General features: G+C 41.1%; 16 protein-coding genes and 1 pseudogene. 7 read left to right on the top strand and 10 right to left on the bottom strand.

Annotation, left to right across the window (positions count from 1 at the left end; translation table 11 throughout):
• The first annotated feature begins 99 nt into the window (after window positions 1-99).
• A complete protein-coding gene (locus tag AC6H44_RS03065; protein WP_500737438.1) occupies window positions 100-774 on the top strand; it encodes a site-specific integrase in 675 nt (224 codons plus the stop codon).
• A 94-nt stretch (window positions 775-868) separates the two neighbouring features.
• Window positions 869-2062: an IS4 family transposase gene (locus AC6H44_RS03060; protein ID WP_500737382.1), complete on the top strand. Its 1194-nt coding sequence runs from the start codon at window positions 869-871 to the stop codon at window positions 2060-2062.
• 161 nt (window positions 2063-2223) lie between these two features.
• On the opposite strand, the pseudogene AC6H44_RS03055 reads toward AC6H44_RS03060, so the two are convergent.
• The 6 genes and pseudogenes from AC6H44_RS03055 to tkt all read right to left on the bottom strand — a co-directional run.
• Window positions 2224-2472, bottom strand: a pseudogene (locus AC6H44_RS03055) (IS66 family transposase); the annotation flags it as partial.
• 165 nt (window positions 2473-2637) lie between these two features.
• The gene (locus AC6H44_RS03050) at window positions 2638-3870 is read right to left on the bottom strand and encodes an NRAMP family divalent metal transporter (RefSeq protein WP_500737436.1); all 1233 of its coding nucleotides are present in this window, start codon (window positions 3868-3870) and stop codon (window positions 2638-2640) included.
• Between the two features lie 124 nt (window positions 3871-3994).
• Window positions 3995-5305: an IS4 family transposase gene (locus tag AC6H44_RS03045; RefSeq protein WP_500737435.1), complete on the bottom strand. Its 1311-nt coding sequence runs from the start codon at window positions 5303-5305 to the stop codon at window positions 3995-3997.
• Window positions 5306-5438: 133 nt separating this feature from the next.
• Window positions 5439-5795: a ribosome hibernation-promoting factor, HPF/YfiA family gene (gene hpf / locus AC6H44_RS03040; RefSeq protein ID WP_500737433.1), complete on the bottom strand. Its 357-nt coding sequence runs from the start codon at window positions 5793-5795 to the stop codon at window positions 5439-5441.
• A gap of 186 nt (window positions 5796-5981) precedes the next feature.
• Window positions 5982-6296 (bottom strand): pyrimidine/purine nucleoside phosphorylase, encoded by a 315-nt coding sequence (ppnP, locus tag AC6H44_RS03035; RefSeq protein WP_500737432.1) that lies wholly within the window; start codon window positions 6294-6296, stop codon window positions 5982-5984.
• Between the two features lie 198 nt (window positions 6297-6494).
• Entirely contained in the window at window positions 6495-8486 is a 1992-nt protein-coding gene (tkt, locus tag AC6H44_RS03030) for a transketolase (RefSeq protein ID WP_500737431.1), read from the bottom strand.
• Window positions 8487-8751: 265 nt separating this feature from the next.
• Here tkt and metK point away from each other — a divergent pair, with 265 nt between their 5' ends.
• From metK to serA, 5 genes are all read left to right on the top strand, one after another.
• Complete coding sequence (gene metK, locus AC6H44_RS03025; protein ID WP_500738365.1) at window positions 8752-9903, top strand: methionine adenosyltransferase; 1152 nt, start codon at window positions 8752-8754, stop codon at window positions 9901-9903.
• 137 nt (window positions 9904-10040) lie between these two features.
• A complete protein-coding gene (locus AC6H44_RS03020; protein ID WP_500737430.1) occupies window positions 10041-10586 on the top strand; it encodes a hypothetical protein in 546 nt (181 codons plus the stop codon).
• 18 nt (window positions 10587-10604) lie between these two features.
• A complete protein-coding gene (locus tag AC6H44_RS03015; protein ID WP_500737428.1) occupies window positions 10605-11201 on the top strand; it encodes a 5-formyltetrahydrofolate cyclo-ligase in 597 nt (198 codons plus the stop codon).
• A 50-nt stretch (window positions 11202-11251) separates the two neighbouring features.
• Entirely contained in the window at window positions 11252-11905 is a 654-nt protein-coding gene (rpiA, locus tag AC6H44_RS03010) for a ribose-5-phosphate isomerase RpiA (protein WP_500737426.1), read from the top strand.
• Between the two features lie 9 nt (window positions 11906-11914).
• Window positions 11915-13144, top strand: a complete 1230-nt coding sequence (serA, locus tag AC6H44_RS03005; protein ID WP_500737425.1) for a phosphoglycerate dehydrogenase — start codon at window positions 11915-11917, stop codon at window positions 13142-13144.
• 68 nt (window positions 13145-13212) lie between these two features.
• Here serA and AC6H44_RS03000 read toward each other — a convergent pair whose 3' ends face one another.
• The 4 genes from AC6H44_RS03000 to radA form a co-directional block, all read right to left on the bottom strand.
• Window positions 13213-13629 (bottom strand): type 2 periplasmic-binding domain-containing protein, encoded by a 417-nt coding sequence (locus AC6H44_RS03000; protein WP_500737423.1) that lies wholly within the window; start codon window positions 13627-13629, stop codon window positions 13213-13215.
• 9 nt (window positions 13630-13638) lie between these two features.
• Window positions 13639-14718 (bottom strand): porin, encoded by a 1080-nt coding sequence (locus tag AC6H44_RS02995; RefSeq protein WP_500737421.1) that lies wholly within the window; start codon window positions 14716-14718, stop codon window positions 13639-13641.
• A 292-nt stretch (window positions 14719-15010) separates the two neighbouring features.
• Window positions 15011-15943, bottom strand: coding sequence for an aq_1923 C-terminal domain (locus AC6H44_RS02990; protein ID WP_500737419.1), 933 nt, complete (start codon window positions 15941-15943; stop codon window positions 15011-15013).
• Between the two features lie 78 nt (window positions 15944-16021).
• Window positions 16022-17407 carry a DNA repair protein RadA gene (radA, locus tag AC6H44_RS02985; RefSeq protein WP_500737417.1) on the bottom strand — a complete coding sequence of 462 codons (1386 nt, stop codon included), beginning with the start codon at window positions 17405-17407 and terminating at the stop codon, window positions 16022-16024.
• Window positions 17408-17442: the final 35 nt, after the last annotated feature.

Below are 17442 nucleotides of genomic sequence, written 5' to 3'. Positions count from 1 at the left end.
TACACTTGTTGAACGAAGCCGCTTTGCGGCAGAAAAAGCAGATCGCGTGTTTAATTAACTCTCTACCAATGTCGGTAGGATTAATTGGAGTTCACTGTTATGAACACACACGATCAAGCTCGTTTCGAGTCTTTATATTCAACCTATATTACCGAATTAAAACTGCAAGGCAAGAGTGATAAAACCATTGATTGTTATGCTCGGTGCTTACGCCAAGCCGCTGTCTTTTTTGACACCTGTCCTGATAACCTCAGCGCTGACGATCTCAAACGCTACTTTCTTTTTCTTGTTGAAAACAAATCATGGAGCGCGGTTAAAATTACCCGTAATGCCATTCAGTTTTGTTACAAACATGTTTTCCATCGTCCATGGACGTGGGTAGATATTATTAAACCGCCTAAAACTCAGGTAGTTCAAGATGTGTTATCGCCCACTGAAGTCGCACGCATTATTAACACCACCCGCAAACTCAGCTATCAAACCTATTATTTAGTCACCTACAGTCTAGGTCTGCGCCTCAGTGAAGCCATTAACTTAAAGGTATCGGATATTGATAGCCATTTAATGCGGGTGCATTTGCGTTATACCAAATCTAAAAAAGACCGCTTTGTGCCATTACCTCAAGCAACCTTGTTTGCATTGCGCCAATACTGGTGCACTCACAAACATCCTGAGTTAATTTTCCCTGGAGGGAAACCGCCCTTTCTGCGCAATGGTCACTCATTAGTCCCTCAGGGTCAGGTCCTGACGAATCCCCACAATTTGATAATATAAATCAATAAGATAATGTAAAAAATAGTTGAAGTGCACAGCCAATTTTGATCTTATATGTTTTTTCCAACCAAAGAAATTACAAAGTAAATCGACTATGCACTTGAGTAAATTATTACATAAAACATTTTCTAATACAGCGGGTATTATTGATAAGCGTAACCACTGCACATTAATGAAAGCGGTAGAAACACTCTGCCAACATAAGTTCTTATCCATTGCTGCTTTAGGGCGAAAACTAAAGAGCAACGCGAAGGTTAAACACACTATTAAACGAATGGATAGGTTATTTGGCAACCCTCGCGTCCAGCACTCCCGCAACCACTATTACCAAGAAATCACTCGCCGCGTAATTGGTCAAATTAGACGTCCATGCGTGACGATTGATTGGTCTGGGTTAACACCCTGTGGCGAGTTTCATTTATTACGAGCAGCAGTCCCAGTTAAAGGTCGAGCAATGACAATCTATGAGCAAAGTTTTCGTGAATGTGAATACATGAAGCAAAGCGTGCATAAGGATTTCCTCAAAACACTTAAATCAATATTGCCTTCTGAGTGCAAGCCGATCATCGTTACCGATGCAGGATTTCGCAATCCTTGGTTTAAGTTAGTGCTTAAATTTGGTTGGGATTTTGTAGGCAGAGTGAGGCATCAAACACAATATCAAAAGCCAGAAGATGATACATGTTGGTCACCAGTCAAAACACTTTACTCAAAAGCAACTGCAAGACCCGCTTATTTATTTGAAACACAACTCGCTAAAGCCAATTCATTGAGTGGTCACTTTTACTTATTTAAATCAAAACCTAAACAAAGAAAGAAGAAAAATCTTCGAGGAAAAACTATTCGCAGCAGCGTAAGCTTGAAACATGCTAAAGGTGCGACGGAGCCATGGTTATTATTTACCTCATTGTGCAATATTAATTATTCAGCACAAGATATTGTTAAAATTTACAGTCAACGAATGCAAATAGAAGAGTCCTTTAGAGACTTAAAAAACACAAGTAATGGCTTGAACTTACGTCATTGTCGTAGCTATGAAAAAGGCCGCTTGAATGTCGCATTATTGATTGCATTAATTGCTAATTTTATCCTTTGGCTAGCAGGTTTAACGGCAAAAATATTGAATGTGCATAGAAGCTTTCAGGCGAATACGATAAAGGATAGAAACGTGCTGTCTTGTTTTAGTTTAGGAACGCAATACTTCGAAAAATTTGGCTATAAAATAAAATTGAAAACGTTTTTAGAAGCACTCAATCAATTAAATAAGGATTGCCGTGAGTGCTTGTAGCTTGGATAAAAAATGTGGGGATCCCTCAGGGTCAGGTCTTTCTTCTTGCCTTTTTATTGGTTTTGGCTAATCTTTAGATATTGTAAGCGTCCGGCGATCACCAGCTAGGCTTTAAAATACCACGGTAATAGCCTGTCGATATCGGGCTTTGGTTGGCATAATTAATTTAAACATGCCGTGATGTAATCGTATGGCATTAAGGCGTTGGCTTTGGTTTTGGCTGTTTCAATGATGCTGTAAAATATCGCACTTGCGTGTTTCCCTGTCGCTATTTGACTAAACAGCCAGTTCTTACGGCCAATGACGAACGGTTTGATGGCTCTCTCTGCTCGGTTATTATCAATGCTCAGCAGCCCATCGTTGATGTGCATGATGAGTTAAGCCCATTGGTTTACCATGTAATTGGCAGCAGCTTTGTTGCTTTAACTTAAAGCGCTTTACTCATAAACTGAATCAACTAATTGAAACTCCGTGTCTACTTTATCCAAGTCAGATCAACCTTTAACCTTTAACCTTTAACCTCGAACCTCGAACCTCGAACCTCGAACCTCGAACCTCGAACCTCGAATATAAAATCACATCAACTTCCAAACCACAAACGCCACAGCAAAGCCAACTAAGTACACCAAGCCTAACCAGGTTAAGCTGCGCAAAAGTAAACTGTGTTTAATAGCAGGCTCTGAGCGCACTAGGCTAAAATTAAGCCATGCAAAAACGGGGGTAGTAACAAAAGCAAGTGTCATGGCAAAGGTAAGCATGGGGCCAAGGGCTGATTTAAAAAATAAAATCACCGCCATACCAGCCAATGCTTGCAATATAAGCCACGTATTTAAACTGTGCTTTGATTGCTTAAAACCCAGTAGTTTATGGGATTCATTAAGCGTACGGGCGTAACCGTCAAGCACGGTAAGCGTAGTGCCAAACATGCATAAAAACGCGATGGCAGATACCAACGGCCTTGCCCATTCGCCGATAGTGAGTGCATACATATCAATAAGCTGTTTAGCAAAGGCTACACCGCCAAGCTCTATATTACTGCTTTGCCCGCATTGCACCAACACCCCTAAACTAAAAAACATCAGCGCGAGCCCGGCGGTTAACCAATAACCTACATTAAAATCGAACAAGCCTTGGCGTTTAGTCACGCTTTGCTGGGCTTGTTTTTCTTTAAGCCATAAAGAACTTAGTGCCGATATTTCAATAGGCGCTGGCATCCAGCCCATTAAGGCAACCATAAAGCCTAACATGGCAAGTTCATACGGTGAGGGGCCAACGTAGTCTGTAGGTGCTACTGGGCCGTTCTTAAAGGCGATGATTAACGCTGTAATAGTGGCGACAGTGAGCAATCCCATAATTGCTTTTGCTACGTTATCGAGCGCTTTAAAGTGCCCCAGTAATAATATAACTAAACACACCGCCAATATTAACCAGCACAGTAAAGTAACAGGAATGCTAATAGGTAATGCGTAATGTAATAAACTCGCTGTAAGCAGCAATACGCCGGCGGTGTTTACCACCGCAGCAATAATATTCAGGGCAATAAAACTGTAAAAATAACCTGGGCCTTGGTTTTTATACCCCTCTACTAGGCTGTTTTTGGTGGCGAGCGTGTATTCCATACCAAAACGAAAAAACGGGTACTTTAAAACGTTAACCACCACAATAAGCCAAAATAGCTGCCAGCCAAATAATGCGCCAGCCTGAGTTGAGGCTACCAAGTGTGAGCCACCAATGGCAGCGGTTGCCATTAAAATACCGGGGCCGAGCGCGCCTAACCGAGACTGCCATGTGTTTTGTGTGTACTGCATTAACTTCTCAAATTGGGTGTGTTATGTGTTTTGTTTATTAATTATTATTATTAATAAACCATATGAATGCATAACTTACCTAATTTGCAGGCAATAAAAAAGAGCCCTAAAGCTCTAATGCCGTTCACTTAAGGTGAGCGGCTTTTTTATTTCTAGCGTACCGCTGCGGTCTTGGCTTGACTGAGCGAGGGAAACTTCGCTCCCTTCGAGGCTCTAGAATTAGGCTTTCTGCCATCGTATAAAAGTATTTTAACTGACGTGGTATGGCCCCTGGGGTTGAATAAGGTAATCCAACAAGCAACCTCATTATTTGAGCTAAACTACCATTGAAACTCAGTTGGTACGGTAAATAATCACCTTTTAATGTGTGGCACATTTTTACCATCTGATATCGCACCATATTATAAGTAAGCAACACTCCCCACAGCTCTTGCTTTACAAGCGCTGGTAAGCGACTTCTTAATGTTAATCGATTACCCAGCATATATTGCTTTTGTTCGCGATAACCAAGCTCTATCTCCCAGCGGTGACTGTATATATCGCCTATATCGGCTGATGGATATCGCATCGGATCTGTCATCGATGTCATCACACTGTATGATTTCCCCTTTATTTTTCGAGTCACTAACCTCGCTATTAAGGTGTCAGGCAGCGTTGGCCACATTTTGCTTGCTCTTGGGTTACTGCTAAGTTGGACTAATTTATCATTACGCCCTAATGTTTGAATAACGTTATATTGCACATTTTTTTTCAGGGGGATTAGCCAATGGCGTTCACTGCCAGTCGTTTGCCATTTATGTAAAAGCCCTAAAGAATAGAAGCCTTTGTCGAATAAAGTGAGACTGTTATCGGGTGTGGTTTCTATAAGCTTTTCAGCCAGCACCATTTCATTGACCTTGTAATCATCAAAAGCGCTCCCCGTTATTAAATGGCTGCTCAGCTCCATTTGACACACCATTCTGACCTGTGGGTATTGTGTATTGGCCGGTTTTGTAAAGGCCTCATTATTTTGGGGGGAGTCATCCGTACGCCAAACAACACCATCGACACCAAGCAAAGTAAGCCCATTCCAATGAGGGTGATTAGCGTCATCATTCCAATGTCTTTGGGTGCATTCAAATAAGGCTTTCATGGCGGCTTCACCTAGGTTTTTACGACGCTGAGTTAAAGCACTTGGCGCAACAAATGGCTTTCCTTCTCGGTCAATAATGTCGAGCATATTAACGACATCGGCCATGGATTTATCATTATAAATAACCATACCGATCAACAACCAAGCCATCGATTCTAGGGTTAGTTTTCTTTTTCGTAGTGTAACGGTTTCGGTCAGCGCATAGGCTTCTTCGATAAGGGATAAAGGGAGTAAATCTGCGAGTGTTTCAACTTCATTAGGTTTGATGTTGTTGATAATATCGAGAGCATTAGAAAGTTGCATAAAAAAATCCGAATTCTACAAAAGAATTCGGATTCTTACATACCTAGAAGATCGTTCAAGTGCTATTAACTATTTCTTAAATGATCGGCATTAGCCCTAAAGCTCTTTTTAAAAATAACACGTTGTTAATTTTTTATTTTAATTCCATCTCTTGGATGATTTCATGTGCTATTTCTGGTGTGGTACTTACCGGCTTTTCGTGTAAGTTTGCTTTTATTTGCCCTTTACGATGCTTTAGTGCGGCATCGAGTTTTTTAGCTGCGCTGGAAATAGCAGGATACATAACTTCGTTTTCCCCTTTTACCGATATACGCGCACCTTCATAATTTGTGCTAATTTCTGCTTGAAACTTATGATGCTCTGTTGAAAGAATAATATCTAAAGATATCAATGATGGGAAATGGCTCGCAACTTTTGAGAACTTTTCGTTAATGTGTTCTTTAATAGAATCAGTAACGTCAACATGGTGACCGGAAAGATTAATTTTCATAGGGTATCCTTTTTTATGTTACCTCATAATTAGTATTGGGGGCTAAACGAATTAACACAAGAGAAAAAAGCGATATTTAAGGTTTATTTACTATTTTAGGTGATTTAAATCATATGTTGTGCAAAGTTTATGCAAAGCCCATTAAATATGGGCTTTAAACGACTAATTAGTCACAGTGCTGATTAGCTAGTCTGTGTATGAACAACAGTAATCTGCAAAGTCAGCAACTTTTACTTGGAATTTAACATTAGCATCAACGTTAAATGATTCACCTGCCGACATTGTTTGCCATTCACTCTCATCTGGCAATAACACTTCCCATTGGCCGCCGTTTAATTCCATCAATTCTTTTTTACTGGTTGCGAATTCAAACTCACCGGGTTGCATAAACCCTAATGTTTTTGTGCTGCCATCACCAAATACCACAGCACGGCTCGATACTTTACCGTCAAAATATACGTTGGCCTGTTTAACGACACTTACATTATCAAACTGAGACATCCTCACTCCTGTTTATATTGTTTTTAAATATTCAGCGACCACCTTGCCTGATAGATAAGTGGCTTGCAAGAAAAGCGCTGTGAAAATTCTCACGAGCTTCGGGCTTCGGGCTTCGGCTGATAGCTGACAGCTCTGTATAAAAAAGCCCGCGCTGCGTTTAACACAGTGCGGGCTTTTTAAATTTTAAAGCTAAAACGATTAAAACAATGCGTTTGCTTTGTTAACTACATTTTCTACGGTAAAGCCGAAGAACTCAAACAGCTCGTTTGCCGGTGCCGACTCACCAAAGGTGGTCATACCCACTACTGCGCCATTGAGGCCTACGTACTTGTACCAGTAGTCAGCAATACCGGCTTCAATCGCTACGCGGCGTGAAACGCTTGCTGGTAATACGCTTTCTTTGTACTCTGGCGATTGATCTTCAAACGCATCCGTACATGGCATAGATACCACACGTACCTTTTTACCCTGTGCACGTAGCGCTTTAGCAGAGTCTTGCGCGAGTTGTACTTCAGAACCCGTTGCAATCAGAATAAGCGCTGGGTTGCCATCACAGCTTAAGATGTAGCCCCCCTTTTTAACGTCGCTTAATTGCTGTGCATCACGCGCTTGTTGCTCTAAACCTTGGCGAGTAAAGATTAACGATGTAGGGCCGTCTTTACGTTCAATAGCTTGTTGCCATGCAATGGCCGACTCAACTTGGTCACACGGGCGCCAGTTGTATAAGTTAGGCGTTAAACGCATGCTGGCAATTTGCTCTACAGGTTGGTGAGTTGGACCATCTTCACCTAAACCAATTGAGTCGTGGGTGTATACAAAAATGCTTGGTTGCTTCATTAATGCAGCCATACGTACCGCGTTGCGTGCATATTCCATAAACATTAAGAAAGTTGCACCGTAAGGAATAAAGCCTTTATGCAGTGCAATACCGTTCATAATGGCCGACATCCCAAATTCACGCACACCGTAGTAAATGTAGTTACCACTGGCATCATCTGCTGTTAAGCCTTTAGAGCCATCCCAAATGGTTAAGTTTGAACCGGCTAAATCAGCAGAGCCACCCATAAATTCTGGTAATAATGGGCCAAATGCATTTAGTGCATTTTGCGACGCTTTACGCGAGGCGGGATTTGCCGGGTTTGCTTGTAGCTGTTCAATGTACGCTTGCGATTTTTCAGCCCAATCAGCAGGGAGTTCTGAATGGGTACGACGCTTAAACTCAGCGGCTAGTTCTGGGTATGCTTTTGCGTATGCAGCAAATTTTTCATCCCAGCTTGCTTCAAGCTGTTGGCCTTTTTCTTTGTTATCCCACTGAGCGTAAATATCTGCTGGAATTTCAAACGCATCGCCCGTCCAACCTAAAAACTCGCGAGATGCTTTAATTTCATCATCCCCTAGTGGAGCACCGTGGCAGTCGTGGCTGCCTGATTTATTAGGTGAGCCGTAACCAATCACTGTTTTACAGCAAATGAGGGTTGGCTTGTCAGTCACGCTTTTGGCCTCACTAATAGCAGCACTTACAGCATCGCTATTATGGCCATCAACGTCACTAATTACATGCCAGCCATAGGCTTTAAAACGTGCTGGGGTGTCATCGCTAAACCAACCTTCTACTTCACCGTCGATTGAAATGCCGTTGTCATCCCAAAAAGCCACTAATTTACCTAGGCCTAATGTACCGGCTAGTGAGCATGCTTCATGCGAAATACCTTCCATTAAACAACCATCACCCATAAAGGCATACGTATGGTGATCAACAATGTCGTGGCCTTCACGGTTAAACTGCGCAGCTAATGCTTTTTCAGCAATGGCCATACCTACCGCATTAGTGATCCCTTGACCTAATGGGCCCGTAGTGGTCTCAATTCCTGGCGCGTATCCATATTCTGGATGGCCTGGTGTTTTAGAATGCATTTGGCGAAAGTTTTTAATTTCGTCCAGTGGCAAGTCATACCCACTTAAATGCAGTAGAGAATAAATTAGCATTGAACCGTGACCATTTGACAGTATAAATCTGTCTCGGTCGGCCCACTCTGGGTTTGTTGGGTTATGTTTTAGATAATCGCGCCATAATACTTCTGCGATATCGGCCATGCCCATAGGGGCTCCAGGGTGACCAGATTTGGCCTTTTGTACTGCGTCCATTGACAAGACGCGAATAGCATTTGCAAGTTCTTTGCGAGATGGCATGAATTCTCCTACCTTTATATGTATTTGCGCGGGTATTTGTATATCCCCATTCTTACTTATTGTAGGGGTTGTGTGCAATTAAAAACCCGCAAAAATAGGGCATTATGAATATTTTTTAATAACCAGTTACTCTCTGGCATTTTATTTAGACGTCTAGGCGTAAAAAACTATGAAAGTTGGCTTGTTTTAGATAATATACGCACCTTAATTTTTTTAGCGCTAATACCGACGTTTGTGAAGCGCAATATTTGTGAGCATAATGACAATGGCAAAACATTTATTTACTTCTGAATCTGTTTCTGAAGGTCACCCGGATAAAATCGCCGATCAAATTTCTGATGCGGTGCTTGACGCTATCCTAGAACAAGACTCTCATGCGCGCGTAGCGTGTGAAACTTACGTAAAAACCGGTATGGTTATGGTTGGTGGTGAAATAACCACTAGCGCATGGGTTGATATTGAAGAAATTACCCGTAAAACAGTGCGTGAAATTGGTTACACACACTCAGATATGGGCTTTGATGCCGATTCGTGTGCCATTTTAAACACCATTGGTAAACAATCACCAGATATCAACCAAGGTGTTGACCGCAAAAGCCCAGAAGAGCAAGGCGCTGGCGACCAAGGCTTAATGTTTGGTTACGCATGTAACGAAACCGAAGTATTAATGCCTGCTCCAATCACTTATTCACATCGTTTAGTTCAGCGCCAAGCGCAAGTGCGTAAAAGTGGTGAGCTTAACTGGTTACGCCCAGATGCAAAATCACAAGTTACCTTTGCATACGAAAATGGCAAGCCAGTAGGTATTGATGCTGTTGTACTTTCTACTCAGCACAGCGAAGATGTATCGCAAGCTGATTTAGTAGAAGCCGTTATGGAAACAATTATTAAGCCAGTACTTCCTGCTGAGCTTATTACTAGTGCTACTAAATTCTTCATTAACCCAACGGGTCGCTTTGTAATTGGTGGACCTATGGGCGATTGTGGTTTAACTGGTCGTAAAATCATTGTAGATACTTACGGTGGTATGGCCCGTCATGGTGGTGGTGCTTTCTCAGGTAAAGATCCATCAAAAGTTGACCGCTCAGCAGCCTACGCTGCACGTTATGTTGCTAAAAATATCGTAGCTGCTGGCCTTGCTGATAAATGTGAATTACAAGTGTCTTATGCTATTGGTGTTGCAGAGCCAACCTCTATCAGCGTTGAAACATTTGGCACAGGTAAATTAGAAGAAGCACGTTTAATCGAGCTTATTCGTGAACATTTTGACTTACGCCCTTACGGATTAATTAAAATGCTAGATCTTGAGCGTCCTATTTACCTTCCAACAGCGGCTTATGGTCACTTTGGCCGTGAAGAGTTCCCATGGGAGCGCACAGATAAAGCAGACGCACTTCGCGCAGCAGCTGGCTTATAAGCCAGCTAGCAAATATTAAAACGGCCCTTTTTAGGGCCGTTTTGCTATGTTAGTAAAGTTAGTGATAAAACAGTCTCGAATTGTTTAACATTTTAGGTATATACTCTGCTTATAATAAAAGTGTATTAGGAATAAAAATGACCGACAATTTTCGTGTTATATTTGTAGGACTTGCAGAGGACGTAACGAGCCAAGCAGTCACCGCAGCTTTGACTGAAAAACTAAAAACCTCACCTGAAAAGGTGGCGGCATTTTTTAATGGCAAGCCACTGTTTGCCCCTAGCAGCAAAGAGAAAGCCCTCAAGCAAGCCAAATTACTCTCTACACTCGGCGTTAAAAGTAAACTTCAACAAGCAGCCGTTGCTCAGACCACTTCACAAACAACTTTAGATAGTCAGCGCGATCAACGTTTATTTGATGCCTTAGATTACATAACCAGTAGCTTAATTCGTCTTGAAGAAAAATTAGAGGACCTTGAGCAGCGCCTCCCTGAAGTTGAATTATCGTTGCCAGAAGAAAATAAACAACCATGGCAAGATGACGATTTAATGCTTGATGAGCCACTGTCTGATACACCGAAAAAACGCAGTAACACCATTTTATACGTACTTATTGCCACTGCTGTAATTTTACTGATTGTGCTTGTTGTGTACTTGTTGTTTCCTGATTTATTCTCTTTTTAATTACGGTTTAGTGATTTAATGAGTAATAATCGCGCACAAATAAGACACGACATTCGTAAAGCACGTAATAATCTATCAAAAAACCAGCAAAAAATAGCCGCTGAATCGCTTAAAGTGAATTTTATTCAACACTTAAAAAGCGAAAAATCAACCAAAAAAAGCCATATAGCCCTTTATTTAAGTAATGATAGAGAGCTAGATACCTCATTGTTAATTAAAGAATTATGGAGAAAAGGCCATGTTATTTACTTGCCAGTGATCCACCCATTCAACCAGGCTAATTTGCTATTTCAACGCTATGAAAAAAACTCACCCATGAGAGCAAATCGCTATGGTATCTTGGAACCTAAGCTGAACTGCTCTCAAATATGCCCATTACCTGAGCTTGATTATCTACTTATGCCGCTGGTAGCATTTGACAAATACGGTAATCGCCTAGGAATGGGAGGTGGGTTTTACGATAGAACATTGGCACGTTTACACGCACAACACTGGCAAAAACCGCAACTTATTGGCCTTGCACACGCATGCCAACAAGTCGATGAGTTACCCATTGAGTCGTGGGATGTACCACTAAAAACAATTATCACACCCGATAAAACCTACTGTTGGTAAATGTTAAAATACCATTCCAACATCCTAATTGAAAAAATGAGCAGACAACAATGACACAAGATGAATTAAAAAAAGCAGCTGCGTGGGCTGCACTCGAGTTTGTAAAAGAAAACACCATAGTGGGTGTGGGTACAGGCTCAACCGTTAATCATTTTATTGATGCCCTAGGCACAGTAAAAGACACGATAGTCGGTGCGGTTTCTAGTTCAGAAGCCTCTACAGCGCGCTTAAAAGAGCTTGGTATAGAAGTATTTGAGCTGAACGATGTATCGGCACTGGATGTATACGTTGATGGCGCAGATGAAATTAATGCCCAGAACGAAATGATCAAAGGGGGCGGCGCTGCGCTCACTCGCGAAAAAATAGTCGCAGCTGTCGCTAAACAGTTCGTGTGTATTGTTGATGACACAAAATTAGTCGAAACCTTAGGGAGCTTTCCACTGCCAGTTGAAGTGATTCCGATGGCGCGCAGCTACGTTGCCCGTGAATTATTAAAACTCGGCGGTGACCCCGTTTATCGCCAAGGTGTTATTACCGATAACGGCAACGTTATTTTAGATGTACATAATTTAAAAATTACCCATGCTAAACAGCTTGAAACACAAATAAATCAAATTGTTGGCGTAGTTACCAACGGCCTATTTGCAGAACGCGGTGCTGATAAAGTGATTATCGGCACTAAAAATGGGCCACACATTATATAGGATAGGGTTATGAGTAAGGTATCGTTAGCAAAAGACAAAATTAAAATTCTCTTGCTTGAAGGTGTTCACCAAAGCGCGGTTGAAACGCTAAAACGCAATGGTTATAGCAATATCGACTACGTTAAAACATCACTGCCAGAGGACGAGCTTATTGAGCGCATTAAAGATGTGCACTTTGTAGGGCTTCGTTCTCGCACTCATATAAACGATGCCGTATTAAATGCGGCTGAAAAGCTGGTCGCTGTGGGTTGTTTTTGTATTGGTACAAATCAAGTAGATTTAACTGCAGCGCGAGAGCGCGGTATTGCGGTGTTTAATGCGCCGTTTTCAAATACCCGCTCTGTGGCTGAGCTGGTGCTAGGTGAAATACTACTGTTATTACGTGGTATTCCACAGCGTAATGCAGCCGCACACCGTGGCGGCTGGTTAAAAACAGCCAATGGCTCGTTTGAAGCCCGTGGTAAAACCCTTGGCATTATTGGTTATGGTCACATAGGTACTCAGCTGGGTATTATGGCTGAAAACATTGGTATGAATGTGGAGTATTACGACATTGAAGACAAGCTCTCATTGGGTAATGCAACGCAAGTACACAATTTAACGCAGCTATTACAACGCGCTGATATTATTAGCTTACACGTACCAGAAACACCACAAACTAAAAATTTAATTGGTATGGCAGAGCTTGCTGTGATGAAGCAAGGCGCTATATTAATTAATGCCTCACGCGGCACTGTGGTTGATATAGATGCGCTAGCAGAAGCACTCACAGAGAAAAAGCTCAGCGGCGCTGCTATTGATGTATTCCCCGTTGAACCTAAATCGAACGATGAAGAATTTATCTCGCCACTGCGCGAATTCGACAACGTTATCTTAACCCCGCATATTGGTGGTTCAACCCAAGAAGCGCAAGAAAACATTGGTATTGAGGTGGCTGGTAAATTAGCTAAATACTCAGATAATGGCTCAACAATTACAGCGGTTAACTTCCCTGAAGTATCATTACCAGAGCTTGCTAACCGCAGCCGCTTATTACACGTACACCACAACCGCCCTGGCGTATTAACACAAATTAACCAAGCCTTTGCTCAACACGGAATTAACATTGCTGCACAGTACTTACAAACGGATGAATCAATTGGTTATGTGGTTATAGATGTAGACACCGACCACTCAGAAATAGCGCTTAAAGAACTAAGCGCGGTAGAAGGTACAATTAGAGCGCGTATATTGCACTAATTGCTTTTCAAATTAAAAAATCGATTACAGATTTAAATGTAATCGATTTTTATTGCTAAGATGATTAATTAAAAGCTTCCAGCCGATTTAACTGTATCAGTTAATGAAGCTTTGTTTATGTAACCTATCATACTGGGATTTTTACTGATCAAGTCTATAACCTCAGAATCGTTAGACACCTCTTTTGGCGGTGACCCTTTACCTGTAAAAATTAGCTTTGACCAATATGCCTTCAATTGACTCCCTGACTTTGATAAAACTGAATTATCAAACTCATCTCGTACGTTTGAACTCTCATCTTGATTTATAGGCACAGCTTGGCTGCCATCAGGAAATGATTTAGTTTTACCTAAAAAAAGTCTTGATATATCTGATTGTTCAAAACTTACGTTATTTGAAGGATGGACAATCACAACCAATTCAGAACGGGCACTAAAACATGTAATGATTAAAAATATAAAAATAATTTTTTTTAAATACGTCATGTTGATTCCTTAAAATACTAAATCAATGCCAATGGAAACAGCTTTACTGTCTCCTGCCACTGCTAACTCAAATGACTTATCTTTAACATCATCATATTGAACCTTAAACGCAGCAGATGGATGAAAGTCCCAACGCAACCCCACTGAAGTCGTATTATGTTGTTCGCCATCAACTATATCTTCTTCAAATTGTGAATAGCTAAAATAAGGAGTGATTGAATCTAAACGATAGCCTAATGTAATCATCGCTGTATCGCTATTACCATTAAGATCTAGCCTATTTAGTTCCGTTAAAACAAAAATATTATCAAAGTCTAAGTTAACAGCTAATCCATAAAATTTGCCTGTTCGACTATTTTTCCCATCAAATAAAACCCGCTCTCCATCACGGTAACGCTCATTTTTATAGGTCATATGAGTCATGCGCACTTCAAACCAGTCTTTATTTAGCTGCAACACTCCCCCCATCATATCTCGCCATACCTCCCGCGTAGGTTCGCCGAAAAAGAATTCACTTAAAAGTTTATTTTCTGTGTCATCCTCTTCACCAAAGTAAATATTTCCCATTACAGACCAATCGCCAATATCACCGCTATATAATGCATTGACTCCGTTGTAATTAAAAACTTGCCATGTGTAATTATCAGCCGGCGGACGCATCCATACATAGGCATAACCTACATCATAAAAATCAGAATAATAAAACAGCGGTAAACGCTTTTTACCAATCTGAACAGTCCAGTTATCATTTACTTCGTACGATAGATACGCCCATTCAATTTTAGCATCAAAATCATTTGCTCCACGCGCTATAATTTGTCCTGTCATGGATAAACCTTCGGCTAAATTTGCCCTGATCTGAAGTCCAAATAAGCTTTCAGGTTTAAAGGAAATTTCTTCAGTATATGCTGAAACATTAGGGTAATCAGCTAGAAATGTTGGGGGGATATCATATTGAGGAACGCCACTTCCTGATAGAACCTTACCAGCATTAATACTTGAAAACCCTGATAGATTAATCTCACTATAACTCGCCCCAGAAAACAAAGCACAATTAATAGTTAATAACCAAAACAGCTTTTTAATCATTTTACGCTACCTTATTTCGTTAGTAGTTAGTATTTTGCAATGTGCAACAGTTAAAATAGTACAAATCTTTAACATTCGCCTGTTTTTTATGTTTATAAAAATCAGGTTAAGGTATTAATCTCATTGACTCTGACATTTTTTGTCATCAATACCTTGCCTAAATCGCTTTTAACGCTAACGACGCTGGCATTTTGAGATCGTTTAGGTATATAACTAAAAGGCACAAAAAAAGCGCAAACTAAATTCACGCTTTAATTATTTGATATGTCTAGTGTTATTACTAAGGCTACTATTAATCGCCTTTAACGTCTAAATTTATAAATTTAACCAACTCATCGGGTTGACCCGCTAACATCATTAGCTGCTGATTTACTTCCATCATGGTTTTACCTGCTGGGAGTTTAGCTGAAATACTAAGCGAGTTTAATCCTTTAGCAAAAGCAATTAACGCTTGTGCGATTTCTTCGGTCACAGGCGCTTGCTCTAGCTGCTGTGCAAGCATTGCTTGCATTTGCTCAAGCGTCATACCTTGTTTGGCAAGCTCGTTTTCTAATAAACCTTTAAGATCACCTTGATTATTAACGATAAAGCTGACATTACGTGGTTCAAGCTGACTCATCGTTTGCATCATGATTGTTTGCTGTTGTAGCTCTTGCTCATAGGTAAGCGGCGTATTGCCTGCACCTTGCTGAGCCTTACTGATTTCAAGTGAGGCATCCATAAATGCTTTAGAATTAGCTAGCCCAATATTCATATTCATACTGGCAATATCGTTGGCATGCAGATTAACCACAATGTCACTGTTACCTGTTTGCTCATCGTAATCTAATGATGAGTGTAAATCATAACTGGCCGACGCTAACATCGTGTTTGTATCGCCTGGTAATTTAGATACAAACGTTTTATCAAACTGAAAGTTTTTCAGCGTAAAAGCGGTATGGGGTGATATTTTATCGGTTTCGTAACCTATTACTTCAACATGTTCAACCGTGGCAATATTATCACCCTCTGGGCTGGTCACTTCTATGTTGCTAATAGTCACGCTGTTTGAAATAACACTGGCCGATAACTTTGTATAATTAAAGCTAGCACCTGTTTGTTCAGTAACTAAAGCCAACTGCTTATCAACCTCAGCACGCACTTCTTGAGTTGCTACATAGTTTGCATAGCTTACGCCACCCACACCGGCTGCAATAATTGCGGCTGCTATTACTAATTTTTTCATGTTATTTCCTTATTAAATTCTTTGCGTTAATAGTTCAAAGCAAGACTATCATTGGGAGCATTAGCCGTTAAGCAGTTTTTAATTAATTAAGCTAAGTAGCTCGTGCACGGTTTTAACGGGCGTTATTTTAGCGCCCAGCCCTTCCATTGATTTATGGTAGTTGCGAAATGGGATAAATATTTCAGTAAACCCGTGCTGTGCCGCCTCTTTAACCCGTGGTACACCACTGTCGATTGGACGCACATCACCGTTTAAACTCAGCTCTCCCATAATACAAGTCGTTCGCGGTACAACAAATTCGTTTAAGCTGCTCAGTAATGCCGTAACGAGTGCTAAATCGATACAGGTTTCTGATTCATCAATTTTTAAGCCGCCAACAATATTAAAAAATGTATCGTGAAATATTTTGGTTTTGGTGTGCTTACGTAAAATACCGGTGAGCATTTTAATTCGGTTCATATTTAACCCCACGCACACACGTTGTGGGAACTCAGCTTCGGTTTCAGTGGTTAAACATTGAATTTCGAGCAGCAAATTACGATTACCCTTACGGATACAGGTAATTGTTGAGCCCGGTGATTCTGTTGTTGAACCCGATAAGAAAATTTCACTGGGGTTATCCACACTCAGCATACCGCGTTCACACATTTTAAAAATACCCACGGTATCAATATCACCAAAACGGTTTTTATTGGCTCGCAGTGTACGCACTTGACCGTCGTTGGTGTCAATATGCAATAGCGCATCAACAATATGTACTAAAGTTTGTGGGCCAGCTATTTCATTATTTTTATTGACGTGGGCAATAATGAACATGGTCACATCGTTTTGCTTACAGTACTGAGTAAGCGCTTGAGCGGCACTTTTTACTTGCGAGGGTGAGCCTGGGCTGCCATTAGCGGTATCGGTAACGACTGCTTGAATGGAGTCGATAACGGCAAACTTAATTTTATTTTTATCCAGCTCTTCTATAATTGTTTCAACACTGGTTTCTGACAGTAAATAGAGTTCATTTTCATTATAATCAAGCTTTAAACGGTTTACTCGATTTTTAAACTGCGATAAAGACTCTTCCGCGGTGCAGTAAAGCGACGGCATGCGCTGAGACATTCTTGCCACTAAATCCGACAACAGTGTTGTTTTTCCCGCCCCAGGATCGCCTGAAATAATATTCACTGAGCCGGTGGTCACGCCGCCGCTTAAAACACGGTCAAGTTCACCAATTTCGGTAGGCTGCTTTTCAACTTCGGCTGTTGCCACTTCATTGATTTTTTTAGAGCCACCACCAACGCCACCTGCATAGCCGCCAACACTGGTGCGAACGGCCGTTTTTTTGCTTTGCCCTGCTGAGGGTTTAAACTCGGCTAACGTATTCCACGCACCGCAGCGACACTGACCTTGCCAGCGTTGATAGTTCATGCCACATTCTGTACAAACAAACTCTATTTTAGCCGCTTTAGCCATTTAAAACCTTACCTACTCTTTTCATTGTTCAGCGT

It is taken from the genome of Pseudoalteromonas sp. TAP-3C (assembly GCF_059888565.1).
The sequence above is the reverse complement of the archived record's forward strand: the minus strand, read 5'-3'. Positions and strand labels throughout refer to the sequence as shown.

Bases quoted from the DNA above. Each gene is read 5' to 3' on its own strand.
- AC6H44_RS03065 (WP_500737438.1), top strand. From the start codon at position 100: ATGAACACACACGATCAAGCTCGTTTCGAGTCTTTATATTCAACCTAT.
- AC6H44_RS03060 (WP_500737382.1), top strand. From the start codon at position 869: ATGCACTTGAGTAAATTATTACATAAAACATTTTCTAATACAGCGGGT.
- AC6H44_RS03050 (WP_500737436.1), bottom strand. From the start codon at position 3,870: ATGCAGTACACACAAAACACATGGCAGTCTCGGTTAGGCGCGCTCGGC.
- AC6H44_RS03045 (WP_500737435.1), bottom strand. From the start codon at position 5,305: ATGCAACTTTCTAATGCTCTCGATATTATCAACAACATCAAACCTAAT.
- hpf (WP_500737433.1), bottom strand. From the start codon at position 5,795: ATGAAAATTAATCTTTCCGGTCACCATGTTGACGTTACTGATTCTATT.
- ppnP (WP_500737432.1), bottom strand. From the start codon at position 6,296: ATGTCTCAGTTTGATAATGTAAGTGTCGTTAAACAGGCCAACGTATAT.
- tkt (WP_500737431.1), bottom strand. From the start codon at position 8,486: ATGCCATCTCGCAAAGAACTTGCAAATGCTATTCGCGTCTTGTCAATG.
- metK (WP_500738365.1), top strand. From the start codon at position 8,752: ATGGCAAAACATTTATTTACTTCTGAATCTGTTTCTGAAGGTCACCCG.
- AC6H44_RS03020 (WP_500737430.1), top strand. From the start codon at position 10,041: ATGACCGACAATTTTCGTGTTATATTTGTAGGACTTGCAGAGGACGTA.
- AC6H44_RS03015 (WP_500737428.1), top strand. From the start codon at position 10,605: ATGAGTAATAATCGCGCACAAATAAGACACGACATTCGTAAAGCACGT.
- rpiA (WP_500737426.1), top strand. From the start codon at position 11,252: ATGACACAAGATGAATTAAAAAAAGCAGCTGCGTGGGCTGCACTCGAG.
- serA (WP_500737425.1), top strand. From the start codon at position 11,915: ATGAGTAAGGTATCGTTAGCAAAAGACAAAATTAAAATTCTCTTGCTT.
- AC6H44_RS03000 (WP_500737423.1), bottom strand. From the start codon at position 13,629: ATGACGTATTTAAAAAAAATTATTTTTATATTTTTAATCATTACATGT.
- AC6H44_RS02995 (WP_500737421.1), bottom strand. From the start codon at position 14,718: ATGATTAAAAAGCTGTTTTGGTTATTAACTATTAATTGTGCTTTGTTT.
- AC6H44_RS02990 (WP_500737419.1), bottom strand. From the start codon at position 15,943: ATGAAAAAATTAGTAATAGCAGCCGCAATTATTGCAGCCGGTGTGGGT.
- radA (WP_500737417.1), bottom strand. From the start codon at position 17,407: ATGGCTAAAGCGGCTAAAATAGAGTTTGTTTGTACAGAATGTGGCATG.